Source organism: Microcystis sp. (genome assembly GCF_048564745.1).
GTDB lineage: Bacteria > Cyanobacteriota > Cyanobacteriia > Cyanobacteriales > Microcystaceae > Microcystis > Microcystis ichthyoblabe_A.
The window spans coordinates 39,066-53,239 of the sequence record NZ_JBLZRT010000029.1; the positions used below are offsets into that span (position 1 = coordinate 39,066).

General features: G+C 41.6%; 11 protein-coding genes. 6 read left to right on the forward strand and 5 right to left on the reverse strand.

All coding sequences use genetic code 11. The features are described 5' to 3' along the window. The first annotated feature begins 12 nt into the window (after nt 1-12). Nucleotides 13-1,077: a uroporphyrinogen decarboxylase gene (gene hemE / locus ACOCD9_RS04540; RefSeq protein WP_149973305.1), complete on the forward strand. Its 1,065-nt coding sequence runs from the start codon at nt 13-15 to the stop codon at nt 1,075-1,077. 419 nt (nt 1,078-1,496) lie between these two features. Beyond that, nucleotides 1,497-2,444 (forward strand): NAD-dependent epimerase/dehydratase family protein, encoded by a 948-nt coding sequence (locus ACOCD9_RS04545; RefSeq protein ID WP_419546545.1) that lies wholly within the window; start codon nt 1,497-1,499, stop codon nt 2,442-2,444. Nucleotides 2,445-2,886: 442 nt separating this feature from the next. On the opposite strand, the gene ACOCD9_RS04550 is transcribed toward ACOCD9_RS04545, so the two are convergent. Both ACOCD9_RS04550 and cysC read right to left on the reverse strand, forming a co-directional pair. Beyond that, nucleotides 2,887-4,614, reverse strand: coding sequence for an ABC transporter ATP-binding protein (locus ACOCD9_RS04550; protein ID WP_419546546.1), 1,728 nt, complete (start codon nt 4,612-4,614; stop codon nt 2,887-2,889). Nucleotides 4,615-4,944: 330 nt separating this feature from the next. Next, complete coding sequence (cysC, locus tag ACOCD9_RS04555) at nt 4,945-5,490, reverse strand: adenylyl-sulfate kinase (RefSeq protein WP_287701462.1); 546 nt, start codon at nt 5,488-5,490, stop codon at nt 4,945-4,947. Between the two features lie 211 nt (nt 5,491-5,701). On the opposite strand from cysC, the gene ACOCD9_RS04560 reads away from it, so the two are divergent. Then, nucleotides 5,702-7,870: a transglycosylase SLT domain-containing protein gene (locus ACOCD9_RS04560; RefSeq protein ID WP_287701464.1), complete on the forward strand. Its 2,169-nt coding sequence runs from the start codon at nt 5,702-5,704 to the stop codon at nt 7,868-7,870. Between the two features lie 200 nt (nt 7,871-8,070). Next, the gene (locus ACOCD9_RS04565; RefSeq protein ID WP_158201088.1) at nt 8,071-8,901 is read left to right on the forward strand and encodes an energy-coupling factor transporter transmembrane component T family protein; all 831 of its coding nucleotides are present in this window, start codon (nt 8,071-8,073) and stop codon (nt 8,899-8,901) included. A gap of 9 nt (nt 8,902-8,910) precedes the next feature. Here ACOCD9_RS04565 and coaE read toward each other — a convergent pair whose 3' ends face one another. Next, nucleotides 8,911-9,492 (reverse strand): dephospho-CoA kinase, encoded by a 582-nt coding sequence (gene coaE, locus ACOCD9_RS04570; RefSeq protein ID WP_287701467.1) that lies wholly within the window; start codon nt 9,490-9,492, stop codon nt 8,911-8,913. Between the two features lie 61 nt (nt 9,493-9,553). Continuing rightward, nucleotides 9,554-10,279 (reverse strand): phosphoribosylaminoimidazolesuccinocarboxamide synthase, encoded by a 726-nt coding sequence (gene purC / locus ACOCD9_RS04575; RefSeq protein WP_277882335.1) that lies wholly within the window; start codon nt 10,277-10,279, stop codon nt 9,554-9,556. Nucleotides 10,280-10,617: 338 nt separating this feature from the next. On the opposite strand from purC, the gene ACOCD9_RS04580 reads away from it, so the two are divergent. Beyond that, complete coding sequence (locus tag ACOCD9_RS04580) at nt 10,618-10,914, forward strand: DUF7219 family protein (protein WP_002776576.1); 297 nt, start codon at nt 10,618-10,620, stop codon at nt 10,912-10,914. Nucleotides 10,915-11,097: 183 nt separating this feature from the next. On the opposite strand, the gene thrS is transcribed toward ACOCD9_RS04580, so the two are convergent. Then, entirely contained in the window at nt 11,098-12,897 is a 1,800-nt protein-coding gene (thrS, locus tag ACOCD9_RS04585; RefSeq protein ID WP_419546548.1) for a threonine--tRNA ligase, read from the reverse strand. Between the two features lie 134 nt (nt 12,898-13,031). Between thrS and ACOCD9_RS04590 the strand changes: the two genes are divergently transcribed. After that, entirely contained in the window at nt 13,032-13,952 is a 921-nt protein-coding gene (locus ACOCD9_RS04590) for a metal ABC transporter solute-binding protein, Zn/Mn family (RefSeq protein WP_419546549.1), read from the forward strand. Nucleotides 13,953-14,174 lie beyond the last annotated feature (222 nt).

The window sequence follows — 14,174 nt, forward strand, 5'->3', positions numbered from 1 at the left end:
AATCATCCTGATATGACTGACTCCCCTGAAATACCTTATTTATTACGCGCTGCCAAAGGAGAAATCTTACCCCGTCCTCCCGTGTGGATGATGAGACAAGCAGGACGTTATATGCAGATTTATCGAGAATTGCGGGATAAATACCCCAGTTTTCGGGAAAGATCGGAAAATGCCGATTTAGCGATCGAAATCTCCCTGCAACCCTGGCGCGCTTTTCAACCGGATGGGGTGATCATGTTCTCCGATATCCTCACTCCCCTAGCGGGAATTGGTATTCCCTTTGATATTATCGAAAGTAAGGGGCCGATTATCGATTCTCCCATTCGTACTCAAGCGCAGGTGGACCAACTTAATCCCCTCGATCCCGATCAGTCTTTACCTTTTATCAAAACGATTTTAAAAACCCTGCGTCAAGAGGTGGGAAACAAATCCACTGTCCTCGGTTTTGTCGGAGCGCCTTGGACTTTAGCAGCATACGCAGTGGAAGGGAAAGGTTCTAAAAGTTATTCTGTGATTAAAGGGATGGCTTTTTCGGAACCCTCGGTACTGCACCAATTTTTAGATAAATTAGCGGATATGATCGCCACTTATGTCCGTTATCAAATTGATTGTGGGGCGCAAGTGGTACAAATGTTCGACTCTTGGGCGGGTCAATTAACTCCCCAAGATTACGATGTTTTTGCCTTACCCTATCAACAAAAAGTAGTTCGTTTGGTGAAAGAAACCCATCCCGATACACCGTTAATTCTCTACATTAGTGGCAGCGCCGGCGTTTTGGAAAGAATGGGTAAATCGGGGGTTGATATTATTAGCGTCGATTGGACCGTCGATATGGCGGAAGCGAGACAGCGTTTAGGTAAATCGATGATGGTTCAAGGTAATATCGATCCGGGGGTTTTATTCGGTTCCCAGTCCTTTATTCGCGAGCGGATTCTTGATACTATTCGTAAAGCGGGTAATCAAGGTCATATTCTCAATTTAGGTCATGGTGTTTTGGTGGGAACTCCTGAAGATAACGTGCGTTTCTTCTTTGAAACCGCTAAACAAGCGGATCAATTATTAGCAGTTCACGCCTAGGATGTCGTGATCAAGGTTTAGGGAATAGGGGTTAGGAGGTAAGGAAATCGTCTGTAACACCCAACACCTAAGAGTGCATCCCATAATTTAAAATCTACTAAGTTGGGATTCTCTGATAACTTCTGTTAAAAAACTGTGCTTTCTAGGTTGTTTGTTTCCAATCCAGACTCTTGGGGGGTTCTACCCCCCAAACCCCCCGTCGGGGGACGAAGCACCTCCCCCGAACCCCCCGCGCATTAGTTTTTTTGTGGGATGCTTACACGCAGCTGCTGATATATTTGTAATAATTTAAGAGTCACTGACCATTACTCATTTTTGATATTTCTGCAAAGTTTAGATGCAGCTCTCCAAAATCCGAACCCGTGACTCACTTTTTATTTTCACACTGTCCCCTAAATTCTGCTGGATCAATTAAAATAATGAAAAAAATATTTCTAACGGGTGTGAGTGGCTGTATTGGGCATTATATCGCCGAAATTTTACTGGAAAATCCCGACTATGAATTATATTTTTTATTGCGTAATCCAGAGAAGTTAAAATTTGCTTACCAAGGGCGATCAAATGTTCATATACTTTTAGGCGATATGGAAAATATTGGGGTATATGCGGAGCTTTTAAAAACAATGAATATAGCGGTTTTAATTGCTACCAGTTGGGGAGGAGAGGAGGAAAGTTATCAGATTAATGTGGTAAAAACCCTAGAATTAATTAGTTATTTAGATGCTCAAATCTGCGAGAAAGTCCTCTACTTTTCTACTGCAAGCATTCTCAATCAAAATAATCAACCTTTACCGGAAGCTGGGGAGATAGGAACTAATTACATCCGCACTAAATATATTTGTTATAGTAAATTTACTGACCTAGAAATCGCCGATAAAATTATCACTTTATACCCCACTTTTGTCTTAGGTGGTGACGAAAATAAACCCTATTCTCATATCTATGGTGGTTTACCAGATGTGTTGAAATATATCGGTTTAGTGCGTTGGTTTCAAGCTGATGGCAGTTTTCATTTTATCCATGCCAAAGATATAGCTCAAGTGGTGAATTATTTAATCGAAAATCCCGCACCAGAAAGCAAAATTGTCCTAGGCAATCAACGCACAACAGCTAACCAAGCAGTGGAGGAAATCTGTACTTATTTAAACAAAAAAATCTATTTTCGCATTCCTTTATCTTTAACCATTGCTAACTTTTTTATCAAAGTTTTTAACTTGCAGATGGAACCATGGGACCGCTTTGCCATGAATTATCGCCACTTCACCCACATTAAAACCTATACTCCTGCTGATTTTGGTTTAAAAAACTATTGTTCCACCCTCGATGATGTTTTAACCCTGCGAGGAATTCCCCGAAAAAAACCCTAAGTAGAGGGGACGGAAAAATATGTGTAATTAATTCTGTCTGGATACTTACAGCGTTTCCCTAAAGATGAAGTCTAACCTAATGTCTCTCTTAGGTTTGGTGGGTAAAATGTATTCTAAGATACAGTGTTGCCGGCGAGTGAGTGGAACGAACCACAGAGACACAAAGGACACAAAGATCGATCACTACTATATAAGTTATCACACAAAGATAAGAGAGCCACCTAATTCCGCAACTGACTTTCCAAAACGAAAACTTCCTACCTCACCATTAAGATAACTGCTATATCGGTGACTCTTAAATTAGTACAAATATATGAACAACCGCGTGTAAGCATCTCACCGAAAAACTAATGCGCTCCGGGGTTTGGGGGGTTCTACCCCCCAAAAACTTGGCTTGAGTGATAAAATCAGAAATAATGCCCAACTCTTAACGCCAAATAGACTAATCTTGAAATTGTCTAGCATGAAATTGAGCGTAACGACCATTAAGATTTAATAACTCCTCGTGATTACCCACCTCGATAATTTCACCCTTTTCTAAAACTAAAATACGGTTAGCTTTTCTGACAGTTGCTAATCGGTGAGCAATAACAAATACTGTGCGCTCCGTCATAATTCTTTCTAAAGCTTCCTGCACTAAAGCTTCCGATTCCGAATCGAGCGCTGAAGTCGCTTCATCTAAAATTAAAATTCTCGGATTAGATAAAACCGCTCGCGCGATGGCGATTCTTTGTCTTTGTCCACCCGATAAATTAACACCCCTTTCTCCCACATAGGTATAGTAACCCTGGGAAAGTTCACCGATAAATTGATGAGCGTTGGCAATTTTTGCCGCTTTTTCCACCTCTTGTAGATTAAAATCTACCTGGCCAAAAGCGATATTTTGGGCTATAGTGCCAGAAAAGAGAATATTCTCCTGCAAAACTACGCCAATTTGTCGCCGGAGACTTTTTAAAGTCACATCACGAATATCCACCCCATCGATTAAAATCTTGCCAGAAGTGGGGTCATAAAAACGCAATAAAAGATTAACTAAAGTGGTTTTTCCCGCTCCCGATGCTCCCACTAAAGCAATCATTTCGCCAGCGTGTGCAGTAAAACTAATATTTTTTAAAACCTGTCTGTCCTCATTGTAAGAAAAATTTACTTGACAATATTCAACTTCTTTGCTGTGGGGTGGCAACTCGATCGCATTCGGTTTTTCGGTAATTGTTGGCAGAATAGCTAACAATTCAAAAATCCGATCCATGGAGGCTTGCCCCTGTTTAAATTGATTATAATTACTGGTAATATGGGCGATGGGATCGATTAACATTGCCACCGCTGCCACATAACTAACAAAGTCAATTCCAGTTAAATTCTTTTGGGAAATTTGCCAACCAGCGAGAAAGAATAAAAAGATGACACCGAGAGCTTGTAAGAATCCCACCACGACGTATTGTAAAGCTTTGGTGGATTCTGATAGGTATTGAGCGCGGCGATTTTCCTCCGCTTCTTGGGCAAAAAGCTCGGTTTGATAATCTTCAGCAGCGAAAGCTTGCACCACACGAATACCGCCAAAAACTTCGGTTAATAACGAAGAAAGATTAGATATTTTCGCTTGGGCGCGACGAGCATATTGTAATAATTTTTCACCAAAAAATCCCACCAAAACTCCCAACAAAGGAGCGATAATAATGACAGCGATCGTCAATTGCCAGTTAACAATAAACATATAGGCAAAGACGACAATTAACTGTAAGGCTGAGGGAATAAAATCATGGAAAAATTTGTTAATTACTTCCCCAATGCGATCGATATCTTCCGTTAAACGATAGGATAAATCACCGGTTTTTGCTGTTTCAAAGTAATTTAAACCGAGGGTTTGCAGGTGTGCATAAACTTTTTTTCTTAATTCCAGGGCAATTTTTAAAGAAGCTTTTGCCATCAGGGAATCTTGTCCATACTGAGACATTCCCCGCAGTAAAAAAACCACTGCCCCCACCCCCGAAAGTGTCGCCAATGCTTGCACATTTCCCTCACCGATATATCTGGCCATTTGTCCAGCTAACCAAGCTAAAATCGGCCAAAATACCGTAAATCCGATCGTACAGATAAACGCCAAAATAATTGTTTGGGTTTGGGGACGGAGATAGGGAATGAGGTTCCAATAACTAGAGCGAGATTTCAAAATAATTTAGCACCTTTAAATATTAAGTATTCCTGCAAAATTAATTTGCTAGTTGAGATAGGAGACAGCTATCAGTTATCAGTTATCAGATTTTAGTTTTAAGTGAGCAGTATTAAATAGAAGTTTCCTACTGTCTTTTCACTGTTTACTGTTTACTGTTTACTGATCACTGATTACTGTTTGGTTAGGGAGAGGTATAATTAACTTGGCTTAGGTACTGAAGAAAAGGAGATTAACTAACAAATTTGCTTAAGGGGTTAATCGGGGGGTAGAGACGTTTGTAGTCCACGTCCCTACGATGTTTTCCAATAATACAAAGTTATTCTGGGATTAAACCGCCACCGCTTGATGAATGTAGCCTAATTCCGTCAATTTGTTCCAGACTTTGGCGACACTTTCCTCTAAAGTCTCTAAATCGGTGCGGCATTCCACTTCCGGGTTAAAAGGTGGTTCATAGGGATCATCAATTCCCGTAAAAGACTTGATTTCGCCAGCACGCGCTCTTTTATATAATCCTTTCACATCGCGATCCTCACAGACGCTTAAGGGCGCATTCACGAAAACTTCGACAAAACTGCCGATTTTCCCCCGTACTTCGTCGCGAATCTCACGATAGGGAGAAATAGCCGAAACTAGGACAATCACACCGTGACGGGTGAGCAAATTAGACACAAAACCAATGCGACGGATATTTTCATCGCGATCCTCTTTACTAAATCCTAAACCTTTGGTGAGGTTCGTCCGTACTACATCGCCATCGAGAACTTCAATGGAATAACCTTCAGCGATTAATTTTGCCTGTAATGCCTCGGTAATCGTGCTTTTCCCCGCACCGCTCAATCCTGTTAACCAAACCGTCACGCCGCGCTGTTTCATAGTAATCATTAATAATACTTAAATCCTGTTTAGCGTACCATATCTCAGGGATCAGTGATCAGTTACCAGTTATCAGATGGGAGTTTTCAGTTCACTGATTACTGATTACTGCTTACTGATAACTGAACAACCCCCCAACCTGATTGAAACAAACAACCTGTCACCACGATCACTGATAATGTATGTTGAGTTGCTGTCTTGAATTAAGGTAATGTTTAAGAAATTCCCCCCTCACACCCCGCTCATTCTTGGACTAGGTTCTGGGGTTGCCCTTTTTACTCTCACCAGTCTCTTTCTCTTTCACCCGAAAATTCTCGCTTGGCTCGATCGCAATAGTGCTTCGGTTCCTAGCCAAGATCCTAACCAACCCTCTGCCGTAGTTGATAGCGCTTCCCTACCACAAACCGAGCGAGATGTCAAGTTAAAAGATGTTGCTGATGCCAACGCGCCCTCTTTAGATCGTAGTCGCGCCCGCTATCTCTTGGCTATGGATTTATTGAGAAAATATGAAGGGGGTCCGGCTTTAAAACAATTAGAAGGCTTAGAAAAACAATATCCTGTCCTCGCTCCCCAGATTCTCCTCAAACAGGGACGCGCCCACGAATTAAGCAATGATAGTGAAAGAGCGCGAGAAATTTGGCAAAAATTACTGGAAACCTATCCCCAATCGCCCGTAGTGGCGGAAGCTTACTACTCTTTGGGCAAATACGACCCCAGTTATCATGAAAAATTGCTCAAGGAATACCCCCGACACCCGCGTACTTTGGCTTTAATTCGCCAACGTCTTCAAGAAAATCCCGATCAATTTCCCTTATGGTTGCAGTTAGCCAAGGCTAATCCTTTTGATCCTACCCTCAATCAAGCCCGCGATCGTTTGGTGAAAGACTACGCCGAGCAGTTAACTCCGGCGGATTGGGCAATGATTGGGGCGGGTTATTGGCAGTCGGGATTGTACGAAAAAGCCTATAAAGCCTACGCTAAAGCCACTCCTAGCCCCGAACAAGCCTATCGTTACGCCCGCGGGCTACAAATTGCCAAAAAACTGCCAGAAGCTCGCACCGCTTACCAAAAATTAATTAAAACCTATCCCCAGGCCCCAGAAACCGGTTTGGGATTACTGCGACTCGCTCAAATTTCTCCTAACCGCGATGCCATAGCATATCTCGATCGCATTGTCAAGCAATTTCCCGATCGCGCTCCGGAAGCTTTGGAAGCGAAAGCCAAATTACTGGAATCAACTAATGCTCAGGCCGCTAGTCAAACATGGCAGACTCTATTAAATAAATACCCAAAATCCGACGAAGCCGCCGATTATCGCTGGTTAATGGCCCAAAGAGCTGCTAAATCCGGTGATTACGCCAAGGCGTGGCAGTGGGCGCAGCCAATTGCGGTTAATAATCCCGATAGTCAAATTGCCCCGAAAGCGGCCTTTTGGGTGGGAAAATGGGCGCAAAAACTCGGCAAAAACCAAGAAGCAAAACAAGCTTTTACCTACACTATTTCTCGTCATCCCCATTCCTATTATGCTTGGCGCTCGGCGGTCTTATTAGGTTGGGACGTGGGGGATTTTACCACTGTCCGCTCCTATAATCCTACCACCGTCAAACCCGCCACTCGTAACGATCCCCCCGCTGGTTCGGAAGCTTTCAAGGAATTATATCGAATTGGTGAAGATACGGACGCTTGGAATCTCTTTCAAGCAGAAATTGTCGATCCTTGGAATTTAAGCGTTGATGAACAATTTAACCTCGGTGTCTATAAACTCTCTCGCAATCAAAATTTAGAAGGAATTAACCTGATTTGGCGCTTGCGAGAAAGAGATACCCCGGAGGAAAGGGAAGCATGGAAAGCCCTGCGACAAAATGATAAATACTGGCACGCTTTATTCCCCTTTCCCTACTACAATACTATCCTGGAATGGTCAAAAGATAGACAATTAAATCCCTTGCTAGTGACGGCTTTAATCCGGCAAGAATCCCGCTTTGAAAAAGAAATTCGTTCTCCTGTGGGGGCAGTGGGATTAATGCAAATTATGCCCGATACGGGTAAATATATCGCGGGTAATACTGGCAATAAAAGTTATTCTTTAACTAATCCCGAAGATAACATTATGATGGGGACATGGTATCTCGATTATACCCACGGCAAATTCGCCGGAAATTCACTTTTTGCCGTGGCTAGTTATAATGCTGGACCTGGGGCAGTTTCTAAATGGAAACAGCGTTTTGATTTTAGCGATCCCGATGAATTTGTTGAGAATATTCCCTTTAGGGAAACTAAGGGTTATATAGAATCGGTGTTTGGTAATTATTGGAATTATCTCCAGATTTATAACCCTGAAATTCAAGAGCAAATGAAGAGAATTACTAACCCTTCCTAGGGGATTGATGGGGATGGGTAATTAACTCATTCCCTTAAAGTTATAATTAAATTGAAGATATATCCCCCCTTAATAAGGGTGTGCCGATCCCCCCTGCCCCCCTTGATAAGGGGGGTGCCGATAGGCGGGGGGATCCCCCTTAATAAGGGGGCATCTGACAGTTTTTAACACCTAGCTACTTACTAACTTTTTTCTTGATTATGCAATCATTTAACTGGCAAACCGTCGATCGAGATTCTCCTTTTACTCGCCTAGATTTTCGGACAAAATTAACCATGATGATCGTGGTTACTCTCATCGCTTTTACTTGGGAAAGTCCTCTCGCTGGCGGTTTTCTAACTCTTATTGTCGCTTTAGCTTGTCTCTGGGCGGGGGTAAAATGGTCTTATCTCCTCACTATTTTAAAATTCATGGCTCCCTTTTATCTATTCTTATTAATTACCATGGGATTTTTTAATGTGGAACAGGTAAAAGCTTTAACGGGAAAAACTGAATTAACTCCCTTATTAACTGTCGGTTCTACTAAAATGACTGTGGAGGGAACCCTCTACGGTTTAAATGTTATCTTTAAAACTCTCACGATGGTTTTAATTATTCCCCTCGCTATTTTTACCACCGATATAAATCAGATGATGGTGAGTTTAACTAAAGCCAGAATTCCTTACAAAATAGTCTTTATTTTTTCCTCTACCCTGCGTTTATTTCCTCTCCTAGTAGAAGAATCTCGATCGATTATTTCTGCTCAAAGATTACGAGGATTAGCAATAGAAAAAATGGGTTGGCTGCAAAAAGGAAAAATTTATGCTTCCATCGCTGTACCTTTAATTTTAAATGCTATGGCTAAATCGCAAAAACTAGAGGTAGTTTTACAAGCTAAGGCTTTCTCTGGTGATCCTAATCGCACATTTTTACAGGAATCAATCTTAACCAATAAAGACTATTTATTAATTATTGGCTTTCTATTTTTATTGGTTTTGGCAATTATTCTCTATGTAAAATTCGGGGTGGGAAAATTTGCCTGGTTGTTTTAAAATTAATCCCTATTGTATAGCTCGATCGATCTGGGGATATAAAGCTTCTAAATCCCCAGAATTGTCCAAAACAATATCAGCTAAGGCAATTTTTTCGGCTAAAGGCATTTGATTATTAATCCGAGCGATCGCTTGTTCCCTAGTTAAGTTATTTCTAGTCATTAAGCGTTGAATTTGTTGCTCTAAACCGCAGGAAACCACCCAAATCTCTGTGACTGAATGGGTTAGTTTGGCTTCCAATAATAAAGGAACAGAAAAAACAACTATCGGGGCTTCTAACTGCTCTAAATGCCGATTAAAACATTCTCTGACGTAGGGATGAATCTGACTTTCTAACCAGATTTTTTCCTCGGGATTATTAAAAATAATCTCTCCTAACTGCTGGCGATTAAGGGAATTATCCTCAGTTTTAACTTTTCTGCCATAACGCTGAAAAATTCTCTCTAAAATTGCCGAACCTTTTTCCACTGCTTCCCGGGCATAAATATCCGCATCAAGGACAGGAATTTTGTAGATATTTTCTAAATAATTGGAAACCGTGGATTTACCACAGGCTATTCCCCCTGTTAACCCGATAATTCTTCTTGACATAAATTATTAAATTGCTAATCTCAATTAAGGTGCGTTACGCGCTCGCTAACACACCCTAAAGTTATAAACTCTCTATCTGTTGTAAAACTCTTGCTTGTACTTGTTGATAGGCAGTTTCCACATCTCCTAAATCGCGACGAAAACGATCCTTATCGAGAATGCGCGCTTGGGCATCCTCTTGGGTTTTATCCCAGAGACGACAGGTATCGGGGCTAATTTCATCACCTAGATAAATTTTGCCCGTTTTATCAACTCCAAATTCTAACTTAAAATCGACGAGAATAATCTGGCACTTATCGAAAAATTCTTGCAGATATTGATTGATTTGCAGGGCTAAATCTCGTAACTGATTGACTTGCTCCTCGCTGGCAATATCGATCACTTTTATGCGATCGGTTGTTAACAAAGGATCGCCTAAAGCATCATCCTTGAGGTAAAATTCTACAAGAGGAAAAGGTAAAACTTTCCCCTCCTCTAATCCCGTTTGCTTGCACAAACTCCCGGCGGCGATATTTCTGACTACTACCTCCAAAGGAATGATTTTAATCGCCTTGACGCGCATTTCCCTAGAACTAGGGCGATCGATATAATGGGTAGGTATTCCTAGGGATTCTAACCATTGAAATAGGGCAGTGGAGACAGTACAGTTAATTTCTCCTTTGCCGACAATTTGCCCGCGTTTTTGGGCATTAAAAGCGGTGGCATCGTCTTTGTAATAAGTGAGGAGAATATCGGGATCATCGGTTTGATAGAGAATTTTGGCCTTACCTTCATAGAGTTTTTCCATAGTTATCATCCTCGGCAATTGATAAACGAAAATCGATGGTTAATCAGATAGCGGCAGCAGTAAATTTTGGCGATCAACCTAGATAAAAAATTTAGATCATCAGGGAGATGATTGTTGAGAAAAAATAATGTATAATTGCTGCTTAAAGATAACTGCCAGCATTTTGAGACCGAGCCTTAACCTATAACCAAAAAGTGTCACGATCCCCAGGGTCAACTTTTGGCGAATCAGTCAAGTTTTTACTTAAATCCTCAATGATAGCCAACAACTGATATTATCTCCCATTACCATTACCGAAAAATCTAAAGAAATTCCGCAAAATTACCCGCCGTCGCCCTATGAATCAGAATCCTCCTAACGATGATAACCCAAATCTCCCCGATCGCCGCAAGGAGAATTTTCTCTATCCTCGCGCCCCCTACTATGGGGAATTTAAGCCAGAAAACTTGCTATTTAACGCCAATTTACAGGAATTTGCCCAAAAAGTCAGTTTTATTTGTAATCTGGAAACCGGGGGCAAAATCAGTTCTCTAGAAGCCTACCAGAAAATTAAAGCCCTCTGGAAAGACTTAAAAGAGAGCAAAAAAGGCCTAGGCATTGGGGAAAATCCCTTTAAAAAAGATGATGATACCTAAAGGATAATCAGGAAAAATCTCCTCGCTTTAAGTAGTCGTGCAAAATAAATTTCCTAGTGAAGATAGGCAAGAGGCAATAGGCAAAAGCTTTATCGAAATGTGTAATTAATTTTGCTTAGGTACTTATCAAAAATACTGGGACAGAAATATTTTCTGTCCCCATAGAATTAGATAAGCAAACGCTTAAAAATTACCGTGATTTTGGATGGCACTTTCTAATTTTGCCACCACTTCCTCGACGCTAATTACCCCTAAATCGCCCGCTGCACGGGTGCGAATACTTAAACTATTAGTTTCCATTTCCTTTGCCCCCACCACTGCCATCACGGGGATTTTTGCGGTTTCAGCATTGCGAATCATTTTACCCAAACGTTCGCCACTGGTATCGGTTTCGGCGCGAATTCCTAACAATTGCATTTTCGCTGTCACCTCTTTAGCGTAATCCAATTGAGTATCACTAACCGGTAATAATCGTATCTGGACAGGGGCTAACCAAAGAGGAAAATCCCCCGCGTATTCTTCGATTAAAATACCGATTAAACGTTCCAAAGAACCAAAGGGTGCGCGATGAATCATCACCGGACGTTTACGATTACCATCTTCGGCAACGTATTCTAATTCAAAACGTTCGGGTAAATTATAATCTACCTGTACCGTTCCTAACTGCCATTCTCTTTCGAGGGCATCTTGGAAAATAAAGTCTAATTTAGGACCATAAAAAGCCGCTTCTCCGGGGGCTTCAAAATAATCCATCCCCAAAGTTTGCACCGCTTTTCTAATCGCTGATTGTGCCTTTTCCCAAGCTTCATCGGAACCGATATACTTATCCGATTCGGGGTCACGAAAACTCAATCGCGCCTTAAAATTCTTTAATTGTAAACTCTTAAACACCGTCAAAATTAAATCAACAACGCTTAAAAATTCCTTGTCTAATTGTTCGGGAGTGACAAACAAATGGGAATCATCGACGGTAAAACCGCGAACTCTAGTTAATCCTCCCAATTCTCCCGATTGTTCGTAACGGTAAACTGTACCGAATTCTGCCAGACGCATCGGCAATTCCCGATAGGATCTCAAATCACTTTTATAGATTTGAATATGAAAAGGACAGTTCATCGGTTTGAGAACAAATCCTATTTCCTTACTAGCAGATTCCTCATCGTCTGCCATCATGGGAAACATATCTTCTTTGTACTTTTGCCAGTGACCGGAAATTTTAAACAAATCGACGCGAGCAATATGGGGAGTAACTACGGGTAAATAACCGCGTTTTAACTGTTCTTTTTTGAGAAAATCTTCTAACAAAGAACGAATTAAAGTTCCTTTGGGGGTCCATAAAGGCAATCCAGGACCGACAGAATCAGAGAAAATAAATAAACCTAATTCTTTGCCTAATTTCCGATGGTCACGTTTGAGTGCTTCTTCCTTACGGCGCTTGTATTCGGCTAATTGTTGGGGATTTTCCCAGGCTGTGCCGTAAATGCGCTGTAATTGGGCTTTATTCTCATCCCCACGCCAATAAGCACCCGCTACCGTCTCTAATTCTATCGCTTTCGGGTCTAGTTCACTTGTATTGTCTAGGTGCGGACCGGCGCACAAATCCCACCAAGCGTCACCAAGATGATAGAGGGTGATGGGTTCTTGAATTCCCGCCAGAATTTCCAGCTTATAGACTTCATTAATCGCTTTAATGCGCTTTTCCGCCTCTTCCCGAGAAACTTGCTCGCGAATCACCGGCAGTTTTTTATTGATAATTTTGACCATCTCTTTTTTGATGTCCTTGAGATCCTTATCGGTAAAAGGTTCCGGCACATCAAAATCGTAGTAAAATCCGGTTTCAGTCCAAGGCCCGATAGTAACTTGGGCTTTCGGGAATAATTTCTGCACCGCCATGGCCATAACATGGGAGGTGGTGTGACGAATGCGCTTGAGGTGGTCGGATTCGCTGGTTTTCGGTAGTTTAATCGGGGCTTGGTTATCCATGTCTTTTGAATTTACACCTTCTCTATTCTCTATTTTAATGGTAAAAGGAGTCTTTAGTCAGGAAAAAAATCAAGATAGATAACAATGCCATTTCCCCTCATCTCTAACCTCTAAACCCTCATCTCTATTTTCCGATGAAAAAACTAATTTTATCCTGTTTATTTTTGGGATTGGTTGCTTGTAATCCCTCGGTTAACACCACCGATAACCAAAAACCCAAGGTAATTTCCACTAGCACAATTATCGCCGATTTAACCGCACGAGTGGGCGGTGAAGAAATTGACCATCAAGATATTTTAAAACCGGGGGATGATCCCCACGTTTATGAACCAGTTCCCGCCGATAGCGTGGCTTTAGAAAAAGCTGATTTAATTCTCTATAACGGTTATAATCTCGAACCGGGGTTAATTAAAATGATCAATTCTACGGCAGTTAAAGCTAAAAAAGTGGCCGTGGGAGAAGCAATCAAGCCTTTACAAATGGAAAAAGAAGGGCGGAAAGTCCCCGATCCCCACGTTTGGGGTTCGGCTAAAAATGGTATAATCATGGTGGAAAAAATCCGAGATCAATTGATTGAATTAAGTCCCGAAGATAAAGAGATTTTTACTGCAAATGCCGCCCAATTAATCAGGGAATTAGAAAACCTTGATCGCTGGATTACTGCGGCTATTGAAACTATCCCCCCTTCCCAAAGGCAATTAGTCACCACTCATGACGCTTTTCAGTATTATGCTCATGCCTATGGTTTAAAAGTAGTGGGAACTTTAATTGGTATTAGTACCGAAGAACAACCTAGCGCCCAAACGGTGAAAAATCTAGCCGATGCTATTAAAAATCTCCAGATTGCTGCTATCTTTGCCGAGACGACTATTAATCCCGCTTTAATTACCACGGTAGCCGAAGAAGCGGGGGTGAAATTAGCACCACAACAATTATATTCTGATTCGATCGGTGCGGTGGGTACTGGGGGCGATAGTTATGTAAAAATGCTGAAAGAAAATACGCGCTCGATCGTAGAATCTTTAGGGGGAAAAGTACCTCAAGAAGGTCAATAGACCTCTTGTAAAAATCAAAAAATTGTCCTTAGAGTCAGGAGTTAGGAAGGCAGAAATACCGACAATCAGCAATTATCGGTGACTTTTAGATGATGACAAATGGATCAGCAGCTGCCTGTAAGCATCCCACCGAAAAGCTAATGCGCGGGGGGTTTGGGGGGTAGAACCCCCCAAAAGCTTGGATTGAGGGAAAAAATCGAAAGTAACGCCCGACTTTAGCAG

What these genes read in the sequence shown, in the direction of transcription:
- hemE (WP_149973305.1), top strand. Translation starts at nt 13, where the DNA reads ATGACTGACTCCCCTGAAATACCTTATTTATTACGCGCTGCCAAAGGA.
- ACOCD9_RS04545 (WP_419546545.1), top strand. Translation starts at nt 1,497, where the DNA reads ATGAAAAAAATATTTCTAACGGGTGTGAGTGGCTGTATTGGGCATTAT.
- cysC (WP_287701462.1), bottom strand. Translation starts at nt 5,490, where the DNA reads ATGAAACAGCGCGGCGTGACGGTTTGGTTAACAGGATTGAGCGGTGCG.
- ACOCD9_RS04560 (WP_287701464.1), top strand. Translation starts at nt 5,702, where the DNA reads ATGTTTAAGAAATTCCCCCCTCACACCCCGCTCATTCTTGGACTAGGT.
- ACOCD9_RS04565 (WP_158201088.1), top strand. Translation starts at nt 8,071, where the DNA reads ATGCAATCATTTAACTGGCAAACCGTCGATCGAGATTCTCCTTTTACT.
- coaE (WP_287701467.1), bottom strand. Translation starts at nt 9,492, where the DNA reads ATGTCAAGAAGAATTATCGGGTTAACAGGGGGAATAGCCTGTGGTAAA.
- purC (WP_277882335.1), bottom strand. Translation starts at nt 10,279, where the DNA reads ATGGAAAAACTCTATGAAGGTAAGGCCAAAATTCTCTATCAAACCGAT.
- ACOCD9_RS04580 (WP_002776576.1), top strand. Translation starts at nt 10,618, where the DNA reads ATGAATCAGAATCCTCCTAACGATGATAACCCAAATCTCCCCGATCGC.
- thrS (WP_419546548.1), bottom strand. Translation starts at nt 12,897, where the DNA reads ATGGATAACCAAGCCCCGATTAAACTACCGAAAACCAGCGAATCCGAC.
- ACOCD9_RS04590 (WP_419546549.1), top strand. Translation starts at nt 13,032, where the DNA reads ATGAAAAAACTAATTTTATCCTGTTTATTTTTGGGATTGGTTGCTTGT.